We start from the raw sequence: 19,233 nt of genomic DNA on the forward strand, positions 1-19,233 counted from the left end.
CAATTTGCTATTGAAGTAGTTGGACGAGATTTTCCCTGCGCTTGGCAAGCCTGCTCCCGAGGCTTACTCCTGGTAAGCTACATTGATTTTCATTATAGTCGTTCAGCATTAACAGCGACATTTAGTTCCATAATAGACTCCAACGCTCAGGAAGACTGTTCCTGAGCGTTGTTTTGTACTTCGGACTATGTCTCTAGCAAGATCTTTCCTGTCTCAGAAAGGTCATATCCCTGAATGGCTCCCAGTTCCCGCCGGAAGCTGTCCGAATGAAGAATCTGCAATATAAGATCAATCCATTCCTGTCGCTCTGGTGTGCGCAGCATGACGATATCGTACTGCTCCTGAATGAGTGGAATAAACTGCACGGACCCCACAATACTGGCGGCCTTCTCGATTCCGATACCAACATCGGCTTCGCCGGAGGCGACCTTGCCTGCTACAGCCATATGATGCGTCGATTCGTCTTCATATCCGAGCAAGGCAGTGCGGTCTATGTGATGAAGACGAAGCTGCTCGTCGAGCAGGATGCGCGCGCCGGAGCCCTTCTCGCGATTCGCCAAACGCAGCCCGGGAAGCGCCAAGTCCTTCCAGCCCTGCAAACCATAAGGATTCCCTGTCTGGACATACAGCCCTGCTTGCCGGGATAACAGACGGATGACGAGGTACGAGAAGCCGTTCAGAATTTTGCGAATATAAGGCAAATTATACTCACCGCTGTCGCCGTCCCACAGATGCGTACTGACGATGTCTGCTTTGCCCTGGTACATAGAGATGAGACTGTCCAGACTACCCCCATATGAGCGGAGCGGGCGAATGGACGTCTGTTGGCTCTCAAGATGCTTGACGAGAATGTCGAGGCTGATATCCTGGCCAGTAATGACTGCTGTACTGGAATTCTGCGTCGAACCGCCGGATAGCGAATGCGGCGGGATCATCATGGATATGGGTGTGGGTGATGGGTCGTGCTTCAGCAGTTGGCTTTTGGAGCGCTGCTTGTAAGCTTCGAGATCACTGGCATCCACCCGCATTTGCTTACCTACCCGGTACGAGGGGATCTCTCCTTTTTTGATCAGATCATAGACGGTCAGCTTGGATATCTTCAGTAGCTTGGCTATTTCCTCAGTCGTATAGGATACAGGAGAATTCATAGTAGACCTCCATTAATAACAGTATGATTGAAATGTATCAATTTCTGTGATGTATCATGCACAGTGTCTCATATATTGTACACCAAATCATCTGGCATAACAGAGGCTGGCGAAAAAGTCAGGAACATCAAGCTTCTAAACAGGCATAAGTGATACTTGCCAACTGCTCTTTGGTGGTTTACAAGGATTACCTTCATAGCTATAATGAGATATGAATTTATACTAGTTATATCTAATTATAACTAAACATGATTGAACGGGGGATGGAATTTGAGAAGAATTAAGTCTACGATTGGAAGTCTAGTAGCTATATGGGCACTAGTGGTGTTAGTTGCTTGTGGTTCCCAGAGTGCTGCGCCCGCAGCTTCTGTAGAGCCGGCGGCAACAGCAGCACAAACAACAACGGAGAATACAGCAGGCACGAAGGCACCGGACCAGCAACAGGTGGAGTTGACGATCTCTGCAGCGGCAAGCCTGACGGACGCCCTGAATGAGATTAAGACCGGATATGAGCGGGAGCACCCGAATGTGAAGCTGAACTTTAACTTCGGCGCCTCCGGTGCACTTCAGCGTCAGATTGAGCAAGGAGCGCCCGCAGACGTCTTTATCTCTGCCTCTACCTCCAGCATGAAGGCGCTTGAGGGAAAAGCCCTTGTCAAGAAGAGCAGCACGTTGCTCGCGAATGATCTGGTATTAGTCGTTCCTGCTAAGGATGGAGTGGCGCTCAAGAAACTGGATGACCTGAAGGGACAAGACATCAAGACAGTCGCGATTGGCATTCCTGACAGTGTGCCTGCGGGGAAATATGCACAGGAAGCGTTAACGAATCAAAAGCTGTGGAGTGAATTGGAGCCGAAGCTGGTACAAGCCAAGGATGTGCGACAGGTGCTGCAGTACGTAGCAACAGGTAACGCGGATGCGGGCTTCGTATACAAGACGGATGCACTTTCCACGAAGGATACACGCATTGCGTTAACAGTCGACTCCAAGCTTCATTCTCCGATTACCTATCCGCTCGGTTTGGTAGCTGCCACAAGTCATGAGGAGGATGCACGTCAATTCTACGATTATTTGCAAACCGAGCCTGCGCTCCAGGTGATGGAAAAGTACGGCTTCCGTAAGGCGGAATAGTTGTTGACTGCTGTGAATTGGGCGGAATTTTGGCCTCCGGTACAGCTATCCCTGCAGGTCGCTTCTCTGTCCTGTGTGATCGTGCTGGTCCTAGGAGTACTGGCGGCCCGCTGGATGAGGCGAAGCCGCATACGTGGCAAGCTGGTGCTGGAGACCATTTTCATGCTTCCATTGGTGCTGCCCCCGACGGTAGTCGGGTTCCTGCTCCTGGTCATTCTGGGACGTCGAAGCTGGTTAGGACAATGGATCGAATGGCTGTTCAACGCGTCAGTCATCTTCTCCTGGTGGGCGGCGGTGCTGGCGTCTATCGTGGTGGCATTCCCGCTCGTCTATCAGACAATGAAGACGGCATTCGATGCGGTGGACCGTTCACTGGAGGACTCGGCCAGATCGGCAGGGGCTGGCGAATGGCAAATGTTTCGCTACATTACGCTGCCGCTGTCCTATCCTTCACTGCTGACTGCCGCGATACTGGGCTTCGCACGGTCGCTTGGCGAGTTTGGAGCGACGCTGATGATTGCCGGGAACATTCCGAATAAGACGCAGACGGTACCTACGGCGATCTATGTAGCTGTCGATGCAGGGAATCAGACGATGGCCTGGGCGTGGACGATTGCCATTGTCTTAATTTCATTTATTATGCTGCTTGTTGCGAGAAGGAAGACTTGAGCAAATGAAGCGTAATGATGTGTGTAATGCAGGCAATGAAAGCAGTAAAGGTAATATAGCCTAGAGGAAGTAAAAGAAGCAGAGGTAGTGCCTTAGACTATAAAGCTGTTTGCGCAGGACTGAATACGTATGAACCACCCCACAGGCTAGCGGAATGGATTGAAGAATCGTTGGGATCGTAATAGACTTTTTCATGGAGTCGCCCACCTTTCAGTTGGTTTGTAAGGGTACAAACCAACTGAAAGGTGGGCGACTTTCCTTTTACCATTTAGTGGTTAATCAACAGGCCTGTACATTTATTTCTTTTGTGCAAACAGCCATTCAATCATATCCTGATTTTGCAGAGCCGGTACCCAGGAGAAGTGTCCTGTAGGTTTGATAATCCCTGCTTCGTATTCAGTAAAATGAATGAGGTTTCCGTTTTGTGCTTTAATGGCAGCTACCATTTCTTGCGAGTTTTTAGGACTAACTGTGGTGTCGTCTGCAGCATGGAAGGCCCAAATCGGAACGTTTTTCAGTACTTCAACGTGTTTAGGATCGACAGGTGCATACATGTTAACGGCTTTTTCATAGTTGGTCAAACCGGCAATGGGTACACCTGCGGCGAACAAGTCAAGATTCTTTTCCAGCAACCTCCACGTGCCCATAGCTCCTTGAGAAATACCAACAATATAGATTCGGTCGGTGTCGATTGGGTATTTTAACGCTGTTTCACGTACCAAATCGGCTACAGCGCTGTTGCGTGGTTCATCCGCCCAAATGAATTTATGTTCCAAGTCAATCGGGCTTTGTGGTGCGATTACGAAGGATGGGTGTTTGGCTTGCTGCTCAGGAGAAGCCCAAGTAACAGCTCCGGCGTTTGCCAGCAAATTTACTCCGTTTCCGTCACCACGTTCGCCGTTTCCGTGCAGGAATACAACCAGAGGGTAGGTTTTGCCGGGCTCAACTTTAGGCTCAAACGTAAAGTAGTTCAGCTTGAAGCCTTCTTTATTTTCAAAGGTGTTTTTTTGGAAATCGTCTACGATCGGTGTAATTTTATCTGTTGCATTTACAGTCTGTGCAGAGGCTGGGATGACTGTTTTCTTTGAAGTTGCAATATCTTTCTTTTGACTAATAATATAATTCAACGTGTTGATGCGGTTAACTGCGCTTATTGCATCGTAAGTAAGGGTACTTGCATTTTTATCTTGCGTATCCAGCTCAATCACAACATATTTACCATGAGTGCTGCGGTTGGTGATGGCTCCAGTATCATTGGTATATACATCGGTCACGGTTCTGTCTGTATATACATCATTGAGTACAGATTGAACCTGAAAGCTAGACGTGGATAAGGATGCACCGTCAATATTGGTGCTGTATTTCAGTACAACAGCAGAAACGACTTCACCCAAAGGCTGTACCTGTGTAAACAGGGTAGCCTGTGGCGCTGGGACATCTGTTGCTGCTGCGGCAGAGCTGGCGGATGGGAAAAAGATCGTTAGCAGGAACACAAAAGATAATAAAACAGGGGCAAAACGTCTTCTTTGCATGAGATTAATCTCCTTTGGTGTCATTTTTTGAAAGCGATTACTACATGTTCGGGATGGTTAACTGTATGCTGTGGAATCCATACAAATCAAAAAAAGGCAAACTCCGGGTACACAAGTGTACTCGGGTTTTGCCTTTTCAGTAACAATCCCACTTGAAGGATAGCACCTTCATTGGAATCTGACAAGTGAAAGCGCTACATTTTTGATGTTTTATTAAAAAAGTTTTACTTTGGCAACGGTAATATTATGGTATATAATCTCCTTAACTTAACACTGTTAACTTATATAACGATGTTAAAAAAAGGGGATGAAATCATGAACCAATATGATGTTATTGTCATCGGTGCAGGATTGGGTGGCTTATCCTGTGCAGCAAGACTCTCTGCGCTCGGTTACCGAACAGCTGTTTTTGAGAGCCATACTCTGCCTGGCGGTTTCGCAACTGAATTTACAAGAAAGGGATATACCTTTGATGTCTCCTTGCATGGTGTCGGCGGACTCGAGGAAGGAAGCTTTGGTCAGATGCTGAAGGCCTGTAATGCGGACCAGCGAATTGTTCCTCTCCGCAAAAAGCACCCTTACTCCATTCGTTGGGAAGGCCAGAACATTGATATTCCGTCCGATGTTCAGGAGTATGTGCAGCTCCTCAAGAACATGTTTCCTACTGAGGTGAAAGCCATTGACAGTCTATTCGCGGGCATTCGTCGTTTTGAAACAGGCTTTTCTGCTTTTTCTACTCTCACTTCCTGGCGCAAGGCGGTTGGCCTGCTCAAAGCTGGGACCTTTTTCCGCTGGACGCAAATGACCACCTGGGAAGCTGTAAGCCAGTTTGGGTTATCTGACCGCTTCACGGAATTTTTCACCGCGCTGTGGGCCTATTACGGATTGCCTCCAAAGCGACTTGCGGCCCTGTATTTTTTTATTCCCTGGATCGGCTACCACATGGAGGGGACGTATTACATTGAGGGAGGCGCACAGGCTTTATCCAATGCACTGGTTGACGCTATTAAGTCAGCGGGAGGAGAAGTTCACCTGCGCAGTCAGGTATCTGAGATTATACTCGAACGTGGTAAAGCTGCTGGTGTCCGTCTGAAAAAAGGGGATGTATATAAAGCCAACTGGATTGTGTCTGGTATCAGTCCTCATCATACCTATGGCCGTCTACTGGAAAACCATGATGCTGCCCGTCGTGAGCTGGAAGCTGTCAGCAGTTTGGAGACTGGCACGTCTCTCACCCAGCTATATCTGGGATTATCATGTGAACCTCATGAGCTTGGCATCACCGAAGAAGACTTAATCCTGCGTAATGAGCCGGATTCGGAGACAGATTATGAAGTAATGATGAGCGGCCAGTATACGAAAGGCAACTGGATGCTCACGAATTATAATGCCATGGACCCTAAGCTCAATGAACCGGGAAAGGGTGTCATCGCAATTACATTTTTGGACAGATTGGAGAACTGGCCTGCCGCACGTCCCGAATACAAAGCCAAAAAAGAAGCCGTGACACAGCAGATATTGGGATGCCTTGAACAGCTGTATCCGGGTTTTAGCAGCAAAGTGATGGTTGCCGAATTGGGCACACCACGCACGATGCAGCGTTATACCGCTAATCCCGACGGGGCTGTTTATGGCTACGCACAAACGGTTCGGCAGTCCGGTATAAAAAGGCTCAAGCACAAATCAGCAGTAAAGCGTCTATCATTGGTAGGGGCCTGGACACAGCCTGGGGGCGGGTTTCAAGGGGTTATGGAATCGGGTATAATGGAAGCTGATCGTATCGCCGCCAAATTGGGGTAGGCAGAAAGGGCAAGTACATCTACTCATGAAACATATCAAACGCCGAGAACGTGAAAGCAATGAGATCCGCCGGAAAATCATTGAGGCCGCCCGATCGCTTTTTCTGAATCAAGGGTATGCTGAAGTCTCCATGCGCAAAATTGCGGATCAGATCGAATATTCACCAACAACTATTTATCATTATTTTGAAAATAAGGAAGCCATTGTAATCGAACTCCTGCTAGAAGGAAATGCCCTGTTTCTGCAGGCTCTTCAGCAACGTGCGGATGAAGCACAGGCAGCGGGATTGAACGCTCTGGACACACTGAAGGCGGTGTCTGATGCGTATGTTCGTTTTGGAACGGCTAACCCGGAATATTACAACATTCTGTTTATCAGCAACCTGGAATCTGTAAGCTTGGTTAGTCTTATAGACAGTGGGAGCCTTAAAGGCTTTGAGCTTCTTGAAGCTGGGCTCAAAGCCGTTATGGAGGAGGGTTCCATCATTCAAGGAGATGAGCGCTTGTTCGCCAGCTCTGTATGGAGTATGCTGCACGGCTTGACTTCTTTGCTCCTGAATTTTGATTTTCCTATGGCACAATCAAATGATGAATTGATTTCATTTACTATAGATACTTTCCTCAAGGGGTTAAGCCGCTGATGCAGCGGCTAACTTTCTTTACCTCACATCACTGTACATGTGAATCCGCATACGACCCTTCCGAAAGATTAACGAAGTTCCAAATCTGAAAGCTGCTTAAGCACGGCTTCAATACGACGTTTATCTTTTTTGAGCATCACGAGCTGCAAAGAAGCAAGAAGCAGATCTGAGATATTGGCCCAAGCGTCTGCTTCCAGAGCGGGCAGAAGATCCCGATGAATCATAATATCTAGCCCCTCCGTTGCAATCTTCTGATGAAGCTCACTACTGGATAGCCATTCAATCACCTGCTCAGCTGTAGGACAAGAGTAGGCGAAAAGTACTGCCCAGCCATCGACCGGATGATTGACCTTATCCCGTATCCAGTTAATGACCTGCGGTGAATGAAAATGCTGTAGCTGTCCATTAGCGGTGTATCCTTCTAATTTGCCATCTGCAACCGAATGCTGTAGCAGGTGATTGCAAACACATACCAAGCCTTCCTGCCCGGGTAGGCAGCGGGCGCTCAGATAGGCGCGTGTGGACGCAAATGCACCCTTAGCATGTAGGGTATTGTTTTGCGCTAAAGATGTCCATACTTGCGCGGTTTCCGGTTCCCACAAGGAGCGGACCCAATCAGCAGCCCCACCCCCTGCGGTCTCCCCTACCCAAACGGCCCATGTAGAGAATGGAACCTGGCTATGTTGAATGTTCTGCCAGTGCTGCTCCCAGGCAAGAAAAATATCCTTTGGATCATAGGCTTGAAAAGCCTGCACCACAGCAGGATGATCTACGCCATGCATGGTGGTGTAATGGATCATCGTCTCCAACGACTGCGCATCCTCCAGCTTCATCGTACAAAACATGTCCAACCAGCGTTGCCACAGTTGTAGTGGTGGACTGTTTAGCTGAATGCCATGCTCGTCTGACACATTAGACCAATCCCACAGCCATAGTCCGTGCAAGGTGAGCATGGTTTCTATATAGGCAGGTAGATTTTCCGCGAGCAGCGTAAACTGATCCAACTCATGATCATAACAGAACACCGCTGGCTCTGTTGCGGATGTCGCCATATCAAGCAGTATCGGATCACCCGCACCATTATAATTAAGGATCAGATATCGTTGCTCGTCCGCTGCTGAGTCGGTATCTTCCCCATAAGATGTAAAATAGCCAATATACTCATGATTCCAGCCAAATTCTCCTGCGATATCGTCGAGGATATTCGGTTCTTGTTCAAGGCCATTACTGCTTTCATATGAACAAGCCGGTTCATCGGCTACAATACAGTGTTGAGGGAGGCACCATAGCAAATGTAAGCTGCCACACCGCTTTATCAACTCAGACAGGGAGGCAGGCAAAGGCATCTGCAGCCGTTCCTCCAGCTCAGTTAGTTCACTTGTAGAAATCCCCTTCGACCATTGGTATACCACGTCAGACATCCCACCTTGTCTCAGACGATCGGCGATCTGTCCCAGCTTTTCTAAGGTTCGTTCAAAATGTACTGTCATTCGTATTTGTCCTCCTCTTACTCTACAACCTGGCAATGCTCTTTTTGCAAGAATGCTAGAATTTCATCACGAAGTGCTATCGCTGTGGGTTTATAAATGATCGCCACTTCGCGTCCATATGCATAGTTAAAACGCACATATCCGCCTAGAGTCTGAAGAAAAGCCATGCAGATATGCTCGTTTTCAATCCATAGATTTGAGTCAAAATGCTGTTTAAAACGCTGAGCCAATACCTGTATAGATGCTGGAGCTATTTGCAAGGCTTGATCGTTCGGATGGGCTGAACCGCAAGCTTCCGCCGTCTCGGGTGGATTAAATAGTAGAAATGTTGCTGCTCTATCCAGACTGACAGGTTCGAAATAACGGGGGAATGGCTCTATTCTTCCGAATTCATCCTGTAGTATATGCTCCAGTGTATCTGTAAATGGAACCTGAACATCTAATGGCTTCTTAGTAATGACCTCCGAATGTCGCGGTAGCCAAAGCAAACCTTCGACCTGAGGGTGCACCGCTAGGAAATCCCCATCTATGGAGCTACCGATGACCACGCACTCGCCTAGCTGTTGCACGGTGATCGGACAGTTATCATCATGCCTCCACAGTTCGTAATCCGCATAGGATTGTAATAGTTGAGCATCAGGCGGTTCAATCACCAGCAGTCCGCAAAAGGTACCAGGCCCATAGCGGGTGAGGAATGCTACATAGGGAGGTGGTAAAGTTAATCCATAGGTATGTTCGAAAGTTGTCAGTTCTTCGGCAGCCACCGTCGTATGTTGTGTGGAAACCCAATACATATGAATACACCTGCTTTCCGGCACTCTATCTATAGGGGTAGAGTCCAAAAGTAAATGAGAGATATGCTATAATCAGGAAATAAAATAGTTATAGATTAGTCTATCTTAATTCCGTAGGAACTACAATTTGTGAGGGGACGAAGGAGGAACACATCTTATGACATCAGGGGTACAAGCCTACATCGGTCCAATTTTTGAGGAGATTGACCAGACATACGCTTCTGAGCAAAAGCGCATCGCCGAATTCCAAATCAAAAGCGTCCTTCACGAAGGGATTCATGAATACTTAAAAGTTACTTGTAAGAAGGATGGGCTGTGGGTGGATACCCACGAACCGTTTGATTGGGATCGTCGTAGACCGGATGCGGAAATTTCTGGGTTTACAGATGGGGTAACATTGCAGCAGGTGCAGGACGAATGGATGCCTATGTTCAAGGAAAAGATAGAGGCGCTATTTAATTCGGAAGAATTCAGCTCCATGTTCTTTCGTTATCGACTGGATTTTCATCTGGAAGTGGTCTTGGAGAATAAGGCCAATCATTTTACATTCTCACTCCTAAATGAAGATAAACGGCAGCAACTGTTAGCCACTATCCAACAGTTTGTAGAGCAGAAGCTCAACCCCTCCAGTAAAGCTATCCCGAAGGAAGAGGACGATTTCTTCTTAGTGAGACACTTGCTTGATCCTCATTTGTACCCTGTAAAAGCCCAGCGGATGAATGAGTTGCTGAATCGAATGGATGCCAAAGTGAAGGTCAGCCGCAAGCGTGAGGAAGCATGGAGGTATCAGCTCAGCAGTGGCTTAAAGCATTGGGCTGAGGATGAATTTCTGCTGAAGTATGCGGATCGGGAAAAAAGCTATGGACTGGATTATAAAGTGAAGCCCGATATTCTCCCTTCGGAAATTCCCGCGCCAGCCATGGAGATGTTCCTGCTTACCGCGATGCGGGTGGGCTCGACCGATGCCGATGCACGGCAGAAGTATTTGGAGATTGCTGCACAGTTGGGTTCGGATCAGGCAGCCCAGTGGCTAAAGAACGGATCAGGAAGCATCCCAGCGTTATATACAAGTGAGCGAGTCATCTGCCAAGCCAATGATATTTTGCAAACGCTGGAGGTTCAGATTCGTTCAGAGGAAGAAGAGAGCTATAGAGAAGCACTCGTATATTTATGCGATATTTTAAGAAAGGGCTTTACCAAGGAATATCGGATGAAGTTCAAAAGCAAGGTGAAAAACTACCTGCCTGTACCCAAGTTGGCTAAATCTACGTTGCATCGTTTCTTCGCCAATGCACTTGAATATCCTGCGCTGCATCCGTTGCTGGCTGAATATGCTGAGGTCGTGATGGAAGAGTTCAAGTGGTATAACGATGTAGAGCCCGGTGAAAAGTCGGCAATGCCGGGAACCTATGCGGTGATGGGACTGGGCCTAAAAGGAAAGAACTATTTCCCATTAGTGAATCGTTATATGAAGCTGGTGGACAGTGAACATCAGTCCGTACAGGACGGTTACGCCGCTGTATTTGCTGACGCACACGGACTGACACCGGACACGATACCCGTTTGGACGAGGGTTCTACTGGCAGGCAACGAGTCTGCCAAACCACTGAAGTCATCCGGAATTGAAACCGTAGAGCAGGCACAGGTACTGGTGGAGGAGCTTAAGAAGCTGGAGAACTACGAACAAGAGGTGCTTGTTTATCGTATATGGGGTGGCGCGAAGAAACTAAAAAACAGCCTGAAGCAGGCTGTCCCTGAGGTAAAAGAGCTGCTGGAAACGCTTATTCCATAAAAGCATCATATTCATGATAATATCGCAGTCCTTGCGCAATGCGTTCAATATCCGGCTCGCTTCCGCTGTGGCGTAACACTTCAATGACATCCTGTACAGTCGCCACCTCCAGCCAAGATTGCACCTGATGGTCTGGCAGAGATGCAGGTATACTTTCATCACGATGATTGGTGACGGTGAGACCGGCATCCTCCAGTTCCCACAATTCTTCCTCGGGAATGATGTAATAGGTAGAATTGAGCGGATTACTTTGAACATGTTTCAGATTGGCAAATACCCATTCATTGATTTCTGTTTGGTCAACGGCATGGACCAGTGCTTCAAGGCTGTCAAAAGTTTGTATGCTCATGTATGGAGGCTCCTCTCTTAGCCGCTGGCTTATGCTGTAGCTTTTGTAATATCTTTAAGATGGACTGGCGATTCTTCGCATCCTTAATGTACCTGGGAATGGAGTGGGAAGCCGTACGCATCATACCGGATGCAGGCTTTTCTCGCAACTCGGCAGAGATATAGGAGAGCAGGTAATTCAGGTGTATCCGGTTAAGAGCCCAGACAGGTTTCCCCCGATAGTAATCTAGGAAGTACAGCTGGAGCTGGAAAATAGGGTCTTTTCCGTTTTGGATCACGTTCGTATGCCATTCGCGTGATTGCACACGATGCACCGGAACCTGATTGCGTGTCTCACAGTGCGGACAGTTTATATTTGTATTTTTATGGAGTTTCGTTCGGTCATCATGGATTTCGATATTAAAATACCGTTCGCAATGGTTGCATACGCCGCGTGCATAGAATGTATAAGATTCGGGCTGCTGATATGTGTAGTAACAATGAGAACATCGAACGACGTAATAACAGTCTTTTTTGGATATGGAAATAAAAGCTTGGCCCTGACAACGGGGGCAGTGAACAGTTACCTGTTCTCCTCTTCTAATCACGGCGCTAAAGTCATATTTGTATCCATATTCATCTTTGAAGCGTTTTTGCTCCATGTTCGTTCCTCCTTTTCGGAAAGATCGTAAAAACGTACTTTTTATATTTCATATGTTATAATATTCCTTAACAACAGAATGGCTTAGATGGGCGGTCGGCTAGTCTCCTGTGAGGGAGGTGAGGCCTGTGGAGGTTAAAGACACCTTAATGTTGATGATTCAATTCGCAACGTTGGTGATTCTGATTCTTTCCTTCCATAAAAAGAAATAGACCGCCCGTGGTAGGAACCGGTCTATTTCGAATACCGTGAACTTGCAGCCACCGCCCTTAAAAGCGGCTGTTGCCAAAGAGTGAGGATGTTGACGCATCTTCACTCTTTTTTAGAATATACATCTTATTCCCATTTTAACACTTGAAAAAGACCTTTTCAATGTGCCTAAGAGCGAAAAGGTGAATAAAGATGCGCGAAAGGAGAGGGCGAGCATGAGCATTTTTACAGGACTACAGCGTCCGCAATTCCAGGCTTACTATGATGAGGCTTTTCTAATAGAGCATCGTTTTGAAAATGGTATGGGCTTTCCGCCTTCTTATATAGATTATGTCAAAACTCTTGGTTACGGGCGACTATGCGGCTTATGGAACATTCATATTCCTCTTGGCGATCACCCGGATTCATGGCTTCATCGTTGTCATAACTGGCGGGCCTGGTTTGATGATGTACTGGAATCAGAAGAGGTTTTACAAGAAGCGGCGCTGGAGCCAGATGGTTTTCCGGAGCTTTTGGAGCATGCGGTCCCTTTCGCTTCCAGTGGAGAGGATGACTTGCTGATCTGGGATATTCAATCGCCTGGTGAACGGGGGGAATTCCCAATCTATGCTTTGAATCTGCGCACATGGGGCAATTTTCGGTATGCAGCCTCGGATTTGTATAGCCTCGTCGAAGCGTTGGTGGATGAAGAGCGCGTGAAGTCGGTATTGGGGACAGAGCGTACATCATTCCCATATACGTTTGAACCCTTTTAACAGGTCAAATAACCACCTTGGCATTCAAACTTCAAGGTGGTTATTTGTGCTGCTATTCTTCCTAGCGGTCATCATATTGGGCTAAATATTGCTGTACCAACTCATATCCAGCCACGCCCATTACCGTATATTGATTATATTCTTCCAGTTCCAGATTGCGTATATATTCATCCCCACAGTATAGATGGCCCGCGCAATTAAAATATTTTAGCTGCTGTTGTTCCTCGGAAAGAGGGCGATGATCGATAATGGGCCATACTCCTTTCGTCAGATTTTGGGTGGCGGTGAATATAACTTCAAATCGGCCGCGATAATTTGTAAACGGAAGATATGTCGTTTCACCTCCGTACGCTTGATTCTGGCCTATGGATAGAACCCCGAAGGAGAACGCTTTTTTGAATCTACCATACAGTGCGCAGATCACCTGACATACCGCAAATCGGCCGTCATGCAGGGGGATAACAAAAATATCGCCTTCCTGATGTTTGATTCTTTTGAACACCATCGTCAGGCCAGCTCTTCCTGAAGGATCTCTGTTTTTAGACCTTTAGCGCTGGTAATCGTAATGCTGATCGCATCATAGCCGTTCCGCTTCGCATCTTCAAAATCGCATCGTTCGCCATTGATCAGCTCTAACTGCCCATTCTCATCTACATCGTCTGCAAACTCGTCATCCCAATCCACATTATAAAAGGCAGTTACGCTTACCTCGAAAGTATCTTCACCATCTTCGTCCAGATAGGGCAGCAGGGGAGTGCGATTGTTCTGCTGCTCCTTGGTATAAACTTCGCATAGCAGAGCATCGTAACCATGGCGGGTTCCGTCAAAAATCACGATCTGTTCACCTGTGACTGCATCTTCTGCAATAATGAGTTGGGGTGCAAATTCAGTACCAGTGATCAGCTCGTCCATAAGTTCTCCGTAATAAAAAATGTGGAATTTCGTATGTCCTGCCTGTGAACGAAGCGTACCTGTCCACTCCTGCTCGACCCATGCCTCGGGGTTTTCGGGTACAACCCAACCCTCCAAATAAGCCGGTCCCTGCTTAGCATTATGTATTTCTGTCATCAGTAGGCCTTCCTTTCTGCTCGTTGAGTCGTTCAATTACCTGATTAAAAAACGTTGTAAAGTCTGTTGCCACCAGATACAAATGTCCGCATTCGTCCTGCTCTGCAATATCATAGTTCAGTTTGTCATCATAAGCATGAAGATGTGTGCGGTCCCAGTAGTACACATACGGGGTGTATTCCTTACATGTCAGAACGTAAAAATTGTCGCCCGCATCTGCACCAATCAACAAAGCGCTCTCGACATGATTGATTTCATCCAGAAATTCATCATTAATCGCTAGAAGGTCATGATTTTTGTTGGATACTTCATATCCGAAAAAACAAGTCAAATCAATGTCTCCGTTATCCACTCGATCGAAGGGCACATTGCAATAAAAAGGGGCGGCTACATAAAATCCGTTATATTGTGAAAGAAAACGTTTATAGCCAGCGGGCAATATACGCTGTATCTGTTCCTCCAATGCTGCGATCTGGGCAGGCAAAAGCCCTGATTCAATTGCGAATGACATTAACAACCAGCCTCCTTGATCCTAGTAAACCATAAATCTCTTTGTTGGAAATGAAACAACGCAGCGGTACATCGTATGTGAAATCATGTCATCGATAGGGTGACGATTTTGTTGTCCTCATCCACATCTACCTTCACATTCACTCCTAGCTTATCCTTAAACAGCTTACTGATATTGATATAGTCATCCTTAACCGGACGGCTTGAATTACCAGTTGTGCGAGTCATCCCAGCGGTGATGATGGAACGGACGTATGTTTTATCGAGCTTGGCTTCGGGATTATAGGTATAAATCATCCGTTCCTGCTGATTATAAAAATGGGTTAATTCCGTGTAGTCGTTAGCATTCTCATACTCCTTTTCCTCACGCACATACTCGGGATGATCCATGGTATAGTGGACTCCTCCGTCCAGAAAAGGATTTTCCTTGGAGGGTCGGAGTTCATATTGTCCATAGGCTAGCTGAAACAGATACTCTAAGCCTGAGCCCTCCGCCTGGTAGTAGAGCTGACGACTGTCCCCTCTTTTATCTATAGCGGCATAGCTACTGATTAAAGGCCAGGCATCATACTTTTTATCCTTTACCTCAATGGCAAGCTTGTAATGTACAAGCACCTTTTCATTTTGAAATAATCCAAAGCTGCTCATAATAAAATACGCAGGCACACATATAATTCCGATAATTAATATGAATATAAATATTCTTACACGCATAAGTAGAGTGATTCTCCTTTGGTTGTCGATTATGTGAAAAGCTCCCGTTTGGCAGATGCACCGAATTCTTCATGCTCAACTAATTGTTTCAGAGCATGTTGTGCGAAAGGCATGCTTTTATGTGCGCGAAGCAATGCAAAAGCGGCCCCCTTGACTAAGATATATGTATCACTGCGGATCAACTCTCATGTCTGTAGCTCGATAAAGCTTCTTCCGGTCCGCCACCCTCCAGCAGCACCATAACCGCATAGGAGATTGTATCAATCCAATCGTCGAGGGTGTTGATCTGCTCTACGGTCAGCAGATGATTTCGCTGCAGCATACCATCAGGATGCAACGCCCATGCCCGTGTATATTGGCAAATCCCCCACAGTGCGGCAATCAACTCTCGTTCTATGGATGGTTTCTCCAACTCATCTGCCAGAACTTCAATGATAGTCATGAGTTCATGAAAATTGTCCTCGATCAGTTCGCCTTGGAAGGGGCGAAGCATCCCTAAAAATCCGCTTCGCATTTTGGGATGCTCCAGATCATCATGGATAAAAGAATGACAGCGCAACAGCTCACGGGCTTCTTGTTTATTCATGAAGTTCCGTAATCTCTGCACGGATGCCTCTGCACAGAAAGCTGCCTGACAGCCCCGACAAGGCATCGATGTCAACGACCATATCAGCCTCTTCATAACGGAAGTCAAGTTGCAAAATGATATTTTCTGTTTCTACAGGGCTTAATACATGCTCTTTAGTTTCCAGGAATGTAAAAGTTACTGCATAGCGTGGGACGTCTTTTGCTGGAGCTTCAGGGATTACAGGTGCCTCAGTTGAAGGCTCCAGATCCGGTGATTTAGGGACAAGCACGCTAGCGTAGGATAGCTCAATCGTCAGCGTAATCTGGTCTTTCGTCATATTAGCAGCTGTAATTCGGTCATAATGAAAGGGAGGGAAATAGCCAAGCTTTTCGACAATGCTGTCTGCACCTTGAATAGAAACAGTTGGAGAGAAAGCCAGCTCCAGTCCGATGGACCCTGCCAGTTGGTCTTCATATTCCGGATTAATACGGACAAGGGCCTGTTCCGGCTCTACTTTCAAAATCGTGCCTATAAAATACTGTTTGCCATGGATCAGAACAATATCATGCGGAACGAACGGCAACGCTCCCCCGGCTTGATAATGAATGAGATATTCGTTCTCTTTTTTTTCAACCTTTTGAACTTGAATTTGCATAAATTGCAGCCTCCTGGGGTTAATAGTATGACGGATTGTTTAAGTGTGTGGTAAAGGGAACGGAGTCCACGATTGAAAAACATACTTCATATCCGGGGTATCCTGTTCGAGCATAAATGGAAGAATATCCATAATGGCGCGTGCTTTACTGCCAGCATAAAAGTTGCGCGAGCTATGTAACATTTTGTTTGCCTTTATCCACTGGCTGAGCTGCATCATAACGTCTTCGACGATTGTTTGGTCGATACGTTCATAAACGTCCTGACGGATCGAAACGAGTATGCCGCAATTATTGGATGATTGGGACATGGGGTCATTGGACAAAAGAATGTACACTTCCGGCGTCGTCCCTTTGTTATAGGACGATTTGATACTAGGCGCCTCTATAACCAGCATCAAAGGAGTCAATTCATCATTGGTTACAATACGAAGCAACTCCTGCTTGTCCCAGCGAATCTTACCGTGTTTGGCTTTCGTGGATTGATAGATAGACACACGGGTATTGCGGATTCCTGATATATTCAGGAACGTTTCAAAACAATCGAACAGGTTAGTAAAGCACTCTCCAGCAAACAAAGTGTGCTTCTCCGACAAGGAACCGGCCATTATAAAATTATAATGCAAGTTGTTAACCACAAGCATCCATCCTTTATTCATGAATTACCAATTCTTATACCATAATATATGACATGAAGATCGAATTCACCTTTTATATAGACTGTGGTCCTGTTCATTAAAATCGTTTGGAAACCAGTTCAACTTCGCGTATACTAGGAAAGTCATATATGGAACGGCCTGAGCCGCCTTGCGGCCGTATGTTGAGTTACATGAACAGATTCAACGATAACGGATATGCTCCCTTCCTGAAAAGGGGAGAATGAGAACCGATACAAAAATGGGAATTCTGAACTATGGAACGATAGATGTCATATGGCACATGAACCTATTTTACGTGACACATATTGAATACAGATAAGGGAAGTGAATACAACTTGAAGAATTTTACAGCATTAGGTGTGGAGCAACATTGGGTAGAAGCCTTGAAAGAGCAGGGCATCTCAGCGCCAACACCTGTACAGCAGGAGTCCATTCCACTGTTGATGGAAGGTCAGGATGTGATTGCCGAGGCACATACGGGGACAGGGAAGACGCTTGCGTTTTTACTGCCGATTTTACAAAAGCTGAATTTGGACAAGCGGCACCCGCAGGCGCTTGTGATTGCACCTACGCGTGAATTGGCACTCCAGATTACAGAGGAAGCTAAATGCTTGGCTGCTGCGGAGCCGAGTTTATCTCTACTAGCTGTTTACGGAGGACAGGACGTGGAGCGTCAGCTTCGTAAACTGAAAGGTGGCGCACAACTGATTATTGGGACACCTGGGCGACTGCTGGATCACCTGAGACGTGGCACGCTGGATCTAGGCGGCATTAAAATGCTGGTCCTGGATGAAGCCGATCAAATGTTACACATGGGCTTTTTGAACGATGTGGAGACGATTCTTCAGGAAGTTCCTTACCGGAGACAGACGATGCTGTTCTCCGCTACGATGCCAGCCGGTATTCGCAAACTGGCTCGTGTATATATGAACGAACCTGTAGATGTCAAAGTGAAATCCGCTTCTTCCGTTCCGGTGAGCCAAATCCGTCAGGTCGTTGTGCAAACAACAGACCGGGGTAAGCAACAGGCATTGGTGGATATGCTGAATACGGATCGTCCGTACTTGGCTGTTATTTTCTGCCGTACGAAGCGCCGGGCTGCCAAACTGAACGAAGAGCTGCAAGAAATGGGCTTTCAGAGCGGTGAGCTTCACGGGGATTTGTCCCAGAACAAGCGGGAGCAAGTGATGAAGGCGTTTCGTGAAGCGAAACTCCAATTGCTCGTAGCGACTGATGTAGCTGCACGCGGCCTGGATGTAGAAGGCGTCACGCATGTCTTCAACTACGACATGCCGCAGGATGCCGAAAGCTACATCCACCGCATCGGGCGTACCGGCCGTGCCGGAGGCAAAGGCGTGGCTGTGACGCTCGCTACGCCAAGGGATATTCCAGAGCTTCGGAACATCCAGAAAGTTGCTGGTGTCACATTCACCAGCAGTGAGGGCGGCGGACAGCGTAGACCTGCTTCCGATACGGCTGATCGGCAGGGTCGAGAACGCCGTTCGGGCAGAAACGACCGCCGTTCCTACGGTGGCAACGACTCCGGCGGTGGACGCCGGGGCAGCGGCCGCGAACAGGCGGGCCGTCGTGACAGTGCAGGCGGCGAACGTCGCTCTAGCCGCGGCAGTAACGAGCGCAGCGGATATGACCGCAGCAGCGGTTCCGCACGCGGAGGCCAAGGTCGCTCGGCGGGACAAAGCAGCGAGCGTGGCGGGTATGACCGTAGTAGCGGCGGTTCTGCACGAGGAGGCCAAGGTCGCTCGGCAGGGCAAAGCAGCGAGCGCGGTGGATATGACCGCAGCAGCGGCGGTTCCGCACGAGGAGGCCAAGGTCGCTCGGCAGGACAAAGCAGCGAGCGCGGTGGGTATGACCGCAGCAGCAGTGTTTCTGCGCGCGGAGGCCAAGGTGGCCGCGGTGGACAAGCCAAAGGCGGCCCGCGTGGTGGTCAAGGACAAGGAGGCCGTCGCGGACGGTCCAGATAGATAAAATAGGAGTATTCTCATAGAATGCTCCACTATGGTTATCATAATAGCCCCGGGGAGGCTCATCTTCCGGGGCTATTGTAATCTTCATCCATACCGCTGAAAGAGCAGCGCCATAAGATAAATTCAA

22 protein-coding genes are annotated in these 19,233 nt (G+C 47.5%); 8 read left to right on the forward strand and 14 right to left on the reverse strand.

The annotated features are described in order from the left end of the window. Positions 1-185: 185 nt before the first annotated feature. On the reverse strand, positions 186-1,148 hold the full coding sequence (locus JOD82_RS04600; protein WP_069010054.1) for a substrate-binding domain-containing protein: 963 nt from the start codon (positions 1,146-1,148) through the stop codon (positions 186-188). A 270-nt stretch (positions 1,149-1,418) separates the two neighbouring features. On the opposite strand from JOD82_RS04600, the gene modA reads away from it, so the two are divergent. Then, positions 1,419-2,279 carry a molybdate ABC transporter substrate-binding protein gene (gene modA / locus JOD82_RS04605; RefSeq protein WP_069010053.1) on the forward strand — a complete coding sequence of 287 codons (861 nt, stop codon included), beginning with the start codon at positions 1,419-1,421 and terminating at the stop codon, positions 2,277-2,279. A 3-nt stretch (positions 2,280-2,282) separates the two neighbouring features. Further along, positions 2,283-2,948, forward strand: coding sequence for a molybdate ABC transporter permease subunit (modB, locus tag JOD82_RS04610; RefSeq protein WP_069010079.1), 666 nt, complete (start codon positions 2,283-2,285; stop codon positions 2,946-2,948). A 60-nt stretch (positions 2,949-3,008) separates the two neighbouring features. Here the strand turns inward: modB and JOD82_RS29460 are convergent, their stop codons facing one another. Together JOD82_RS29460 and JOD82_RS04615 are read right to left on the reverse strand one after the other, a co-directional pair. After that, positions 3,009-3,143: a hypothetical protein gene (locus JOD82_RS29460; protein ID WP_275041149.1), complete on the reverse strand. Its 135-nt coding sequence runs from the start codon at positions 3,141-3,143 to the stop codon at positions 3,009-3,011. Positions 3,144-3,244: 101 nt separating this feature from the next. After that, positions 3,245-4,480, reverse strand: coding sequence for a PHB depolymerase family esterase (locus JOD82_RS04615; RefSeq protein ID WP_069010052.1), 1,236 nt, complete (start codon positions 4,478-4,480; stop codon positions 3,245-3,247). Between the two features lie 315 nt (positions 4,481-4,795). Between JOD82_RS04615 and JOD82_RS04620 the strand changes: the two genes are divergently transcribed. Both JOD82_RS04620 and JOD82_RS04625 read left to right on the forward strand, forming a co-directional pair. Further along, a complete protein-coding gene (locus JOD82_RS04620) occupies positions 4,796-6,280 on the forward strand; it encodes a phytoene desaturase family protein (protein WP_209947763.1) in 1,485 nt (494 codons plus the stop codon). A 25-nt stretch (positions 6,281-6,305) separates the two neighbouring features. Continuing rightward, positions 6,306-6,920 carry a TetR/AcrR family transcriptional regulator gene (locus JOD82_RS04625; protein WP_029518565.1) on the forward strand — a complete coding sequence of 205 codons (615 nt, stop codon included), beginning with the start codon at positions 6,306-6,308 and terminating at the stop codon, positions 6,918-6,920. A gap of 68 nt (positions 6,921-6,988) precedes the next feature. On the opposite strand, the gene JOD82_RS04630 is transcribed toward JOD82_RS04625, so the two are convergent. Continuing rightward, positions 6,989-8,410, reverse strand: coding sequence for an SMI1/KNR4 family protein (locus tag JOD82_RS04630; RefSeq protein ID WP_209947765.1), 1,422 nt, complete (start codon positions 8,408-8,410; stop codon positions 6,989-6,991). Between the two features lie 17 nt (positions 8,411-8,427). Beyond that, positions 8,428-9,204 carry an SMI1/KNR4 family protein gene (locus JOD82_RS04635; protein WP_209947767.1) on the reverse strand — a complete coding sequence of 259 codons (777 nt, stop codon included), beginning with the start codon at positions 9,202-9,204 and terminating at the stop codon, positions 8,428-8,430. A gap of 157 nt (positions 9,205-9,361) precedes the next feature. Between JOD82_RS04635 and JOD82_RS04640 the strand changes: the two genes are divergently transcribed. Further along, entirely contained in the window at positions 9,362-10,996 is a 1,635-nt protein-coding gene (locus tag JOD82_RS04640) for a DUF6138 family protein (RefSeq protein WP_209947769.1), read from the forward strand. On the opposite strand, the gene JOD82_RS04645 is transcribed toward JOD82_RS04640, so the two are convergent. Together JOD82_RS04645 and JOD82_RS04650 are read right to left on the reverse strand one after the other, a co-directional pair. Further along, the gene (locus tag JOD82_RS04645; protein ID WP_176715670.1) at positions 10,986-11,345 is read right to left on the reverse strand and encodes a DUF7716 domain-containing protein; all 360 of its coding nucleotides are present in this window, start codon (positions 11,343-11,345) and stop codon (positions 10,986-10,988) included. The genes JOD82_RS04640 and JOD82_RS04645 overlap by 11 nt on opposite strands. Then, positions 11,326-11,985 (reverse strand): hypothetical protein, encoded by a 660-nt coding sequence (locus tag JOD82_RS04650; protein WP_029518561.1) that lies wholly within the window; start codon positions 11,983-11,985, stop codon positions 11,326-11,328. The genes JOD82_RS04645 and JOD82_RS04650 overlap by 20 nt, the downstream gene beginning before the upstream one ends. A gap of 127 nt (positions 11,986-12,112) precedes the next feature. Between JOD82_RS04650 and JOD82_RS29710 the strand changes: the two genes are divergently transcribed. Together JOD82_RS29710 and JOD82_RS04655 are read left to right on the forward strand one after the other, a co-directional pair. Beyond that, positions 12,113-12,196 (forward strand): putative holin-like toxin, encoded by an 84-nt coding sequence (locus JOD82_RS29710; RefSeq protein ID WP_223822146.1) that lies wholly within the window; start codon positions 12,113-12,115, stop codon positions 12,194-12,196. Positions 12,197-12,409: 213 nt separating this feature from the next. Then, positions 12,410-12,949, forward strand: a complete 540-nt coding sequence (locus JOD82_RS04655; protein WP_209947771.1) for an SMI1/KNR4 family protein — start codon at positions 12,410-12,412, stop codon at positions 12,947-12,949. Positions 12,950-13,010: 61 nt separating this feature from the next. On the opposite strand, the gene JOD82_RS04660 is transcribed toward JOD82_RS04655, so the two are convergent. The 7 genes from JOD82_RS04660 to JOD82_RS04690 all read right to left on the reverse strand — a co-directional run bounded on the left by JOD82_RS04660 (position 13,011) and on the right by JOD82_RS04690 (position 17,106). Further along, a complete protein-coding gene (locus JOD82_RS04660; RefSeq protein WP_029518559.1) occupies positions 13,011-13,454 on the reverse strand; it encodes an immunity 26/phosphotriesterase HocA family protein in 444 nt (147 codons plus the stop codon). Between the two features lie 2 nt (positions 13,455-13,456). Further along, positions 13,457-14,017 carry a hypothetical protein gene (locus JOD82_RS04665; protein ID WP_069010045.1) on the reverse strand — a complete coding sequence of 187 codons (561 nt, stop codon included), beginning with the start codon at positions 14,015-14,017 and terminating at the stop codon, positions 13,457-13,459. Continuing rightward, on the reverse strand, positions 14,001-14,528 hold the full coding sequence (locus tag JOD82_RS04670; protein WP_029518557.1) for an SMI1/KNR4 family protein: 528 nt from the start codon (positions 14,526-14,528) through the stop codon (positions 14,001-14,003). Before JOD82_RS04670 ends, JOD82_RS04665 begins: the two co-directional genes overlap by 17 nt. Before the next feature lie 83 nt (positions 14,529-14,611). Further along, on the reverse strand, positions 14,612-15,241 hold the full coding sequence (locus tag JOD82_RS04675; RefSeq protein ID WP_165146079.1) for a hypothetical protein: 630 nt from the start codon (positions 15,239-15,241) through the stop codon (positions 14,612-14,614). 178 nt (positions 15,242-15,419) lie between these two features. Further along, entirely contained in the window at positions 15,420-15,827 is a 408-nt protein-coding gene (locus JOD82_RS04680) for a hypothetical protein (protein WP_069010043.1), read from the reverse strand. Then, positions 15,820-16,464 carry an immunity 50 family protein gene (locus tag JOD82_RS04685; protein ID WP_069010042.1) on the reverse strand — a complete coding sequence of 215 codons (645 nt, stop codon included), beginning with the start codon at positions 16,462-16,464 and terminating at the stop codon, positions 15,820-15,822. Before JOD82_RS04685 ends, JOD82_RS04680 begins: the two co-directional genes overlap by 8 nt. A 39-nt stretch (positions 16,465-16,503) precedes the next feature. Beyond that, positions 16,504-17,106, reverse strand: coding sequence for a hypothetical protein (locus JOD82_RS04690; protein WP_245248915.1), 603 nt, complete (start codon positions 17,104-17,106; stop codon positions 16,504-16,506). Positions 17,107-17,456: 350 nt separating this feature from the next. On the opposite strand from JOD82_RS04690, the gene JOD82_RS04695 reads away from it, so the two are divergent. Further along, the gene (locus JOD82_RS04695; protein WP_209947774.1) at positions 17,457-19,103 is read left to right on the forward strand and encodes a DEAD/DEAH box helicase; all 1,647 of its coding nucleotides are present in this window, start codon (positions 17,457-17,459) and stop codon (positions 19,101-19,103) included. Positions 19,104-19,233 lie beyond the last annotated feature (130 nt).

It is taken from the genome of Paenibacillus sp. 1182 (genome assembly GCF_017833915.1).
Lineage (GTDB): Bacteria > Bacillota > Bacilli > Paenibacillales > Paenibacillaceae > Paenibacillus > Paenibacillus polymyxa_D.

Excerpts from the sequence above, each read along its gene's own strand:
- JOD82_RS04600 (WP_069010054.1), bottom strand. The coding sequence starts at position 1,148 with ATGAATTCTCCTGTATCCTATACGACTGAGGAAATAGCCAAGCTACTG.
- JOD82_RS29460 (WP_275041149.1), bottom strand. The coding sequence starts at position 3,143 with ATGAAAAAGTCTATTACGATCCCAACGATTCTTCAATCCATTCCGCTA.
- JOD82_RS04615 (WP_069010052.1), bottom strand. The coding sequence starts at position 4,480 with ATGCAAAGAAGACGTTTTGCCCCTGTTTTATTATCTTTTGTGTTCCTG.
- JOD82_RS04620 (WP_209947763.1), top strand. The coding sequence starts at position 4,796 with ATGAACCAATATGATGTTATTGTCATCGGTGCAGGATTGGGTGGCTTA.
- JOD82_RS04625 (WP_029518565.1), top strand. The coding sequence starts at position 6,306 with ATGAAACATATCAAACGCCGAGAACGTGAAAGCAATGAGATCCGCCGG.
- JOD82_RS04630 (WP_209947765.1), bottom strand. The coding sequence starts at position 8,410 with ATGACAGTACATTTTGAACGAACCTTAGAAAAGCTGGGACAGATCGCC.
- JOD82_RS04635 (WP_209947767.1), bottom strand. The coding sequence starts at position 9,204 with ATGTATTGGGTTTCCACACAACATACGACGGTGGCTGCCGAAGAACTG.
- JOD82_RS04640 (WP_209947769.1), top strand. The coding sequence starts at position 9,362 with ATGACATCAGGGGTACAAGCCTACATCGGTCCAATTTTTGAGGAGATT.
- JOD82_RS04645 (WP_176715670.1), bottom strand. The coding sequence starts at position 11,345 with ATGAGCATACAAACTTTTGACAGCCTTGAAGCACTGGTCCATGCCGTT.
- JOD82_RS04650 (WP_029518561.1), bottom strand. The coding sequence starts at position 11,985 with ATGGAGCAAAAACGCTTCAAAGATGAATATGGATACAAATATGACTTT.
- JOD82_RS04655 (WP_209947771.1), top strand. The coding sequence starts at position 12,410 with ATGAGCATTTTTACAGGACTACAGCGTCCGCAATTCCAGGCTTACTAT.
- JOD82_RS04660 (WP_029518559.1), bottom strand. The coding sequence starts at position 13,454 with ATGGTGTTCAAAAGAATCAAACATCAGGAAGGCGATATTTTTGTTATC.
- JOD82_RS04665 (WP_069010045.1), bottom strand. The coding sequence starts at position 14,017 with ATGACAGAAATACATAATGCTAAGCAGGGACCGGCTTATTTGGAGGGT.
- JOD82_RS04670 (WP_029518557.1), bottom strand. The coding sequence starts at position 14,528 with ATGTCATTCGCAATTGAATCAGGGCTTTTGCCTGCCCAGATCGCAGCA.
- JOD82_RS04675 (WP_165146079.1), bottom strand. The coding sequence starts at position 15,241 with ATGCGTGTAAGAATATTTATATTCATATTAATTATCGGAATTATATGT.
- JOD82_RS04680 (WP_069010043.1), bottom strand. The coding sequence starts at position 15,827 with ATGAATAAACAAGAAGCCCGTGAGCTGTTGCGCTGTCATTCTTTTATC.
- JOD82_RS04685 (WP_069010042.1), bottom strand. The coding sequence starts at position 16,464 with ATGCAAATTCAAGTTCAAAAGGTTGAAAAAAAAGAGAACGAATATCTC.
- JOD82_RS04690 (WP_245248915.1), bottom strand. The coding sequence starts at position 17,106 with ATGCTTGTGGTTAACAACTTGCATTATAATTTTATAATGGCCGGTTCC.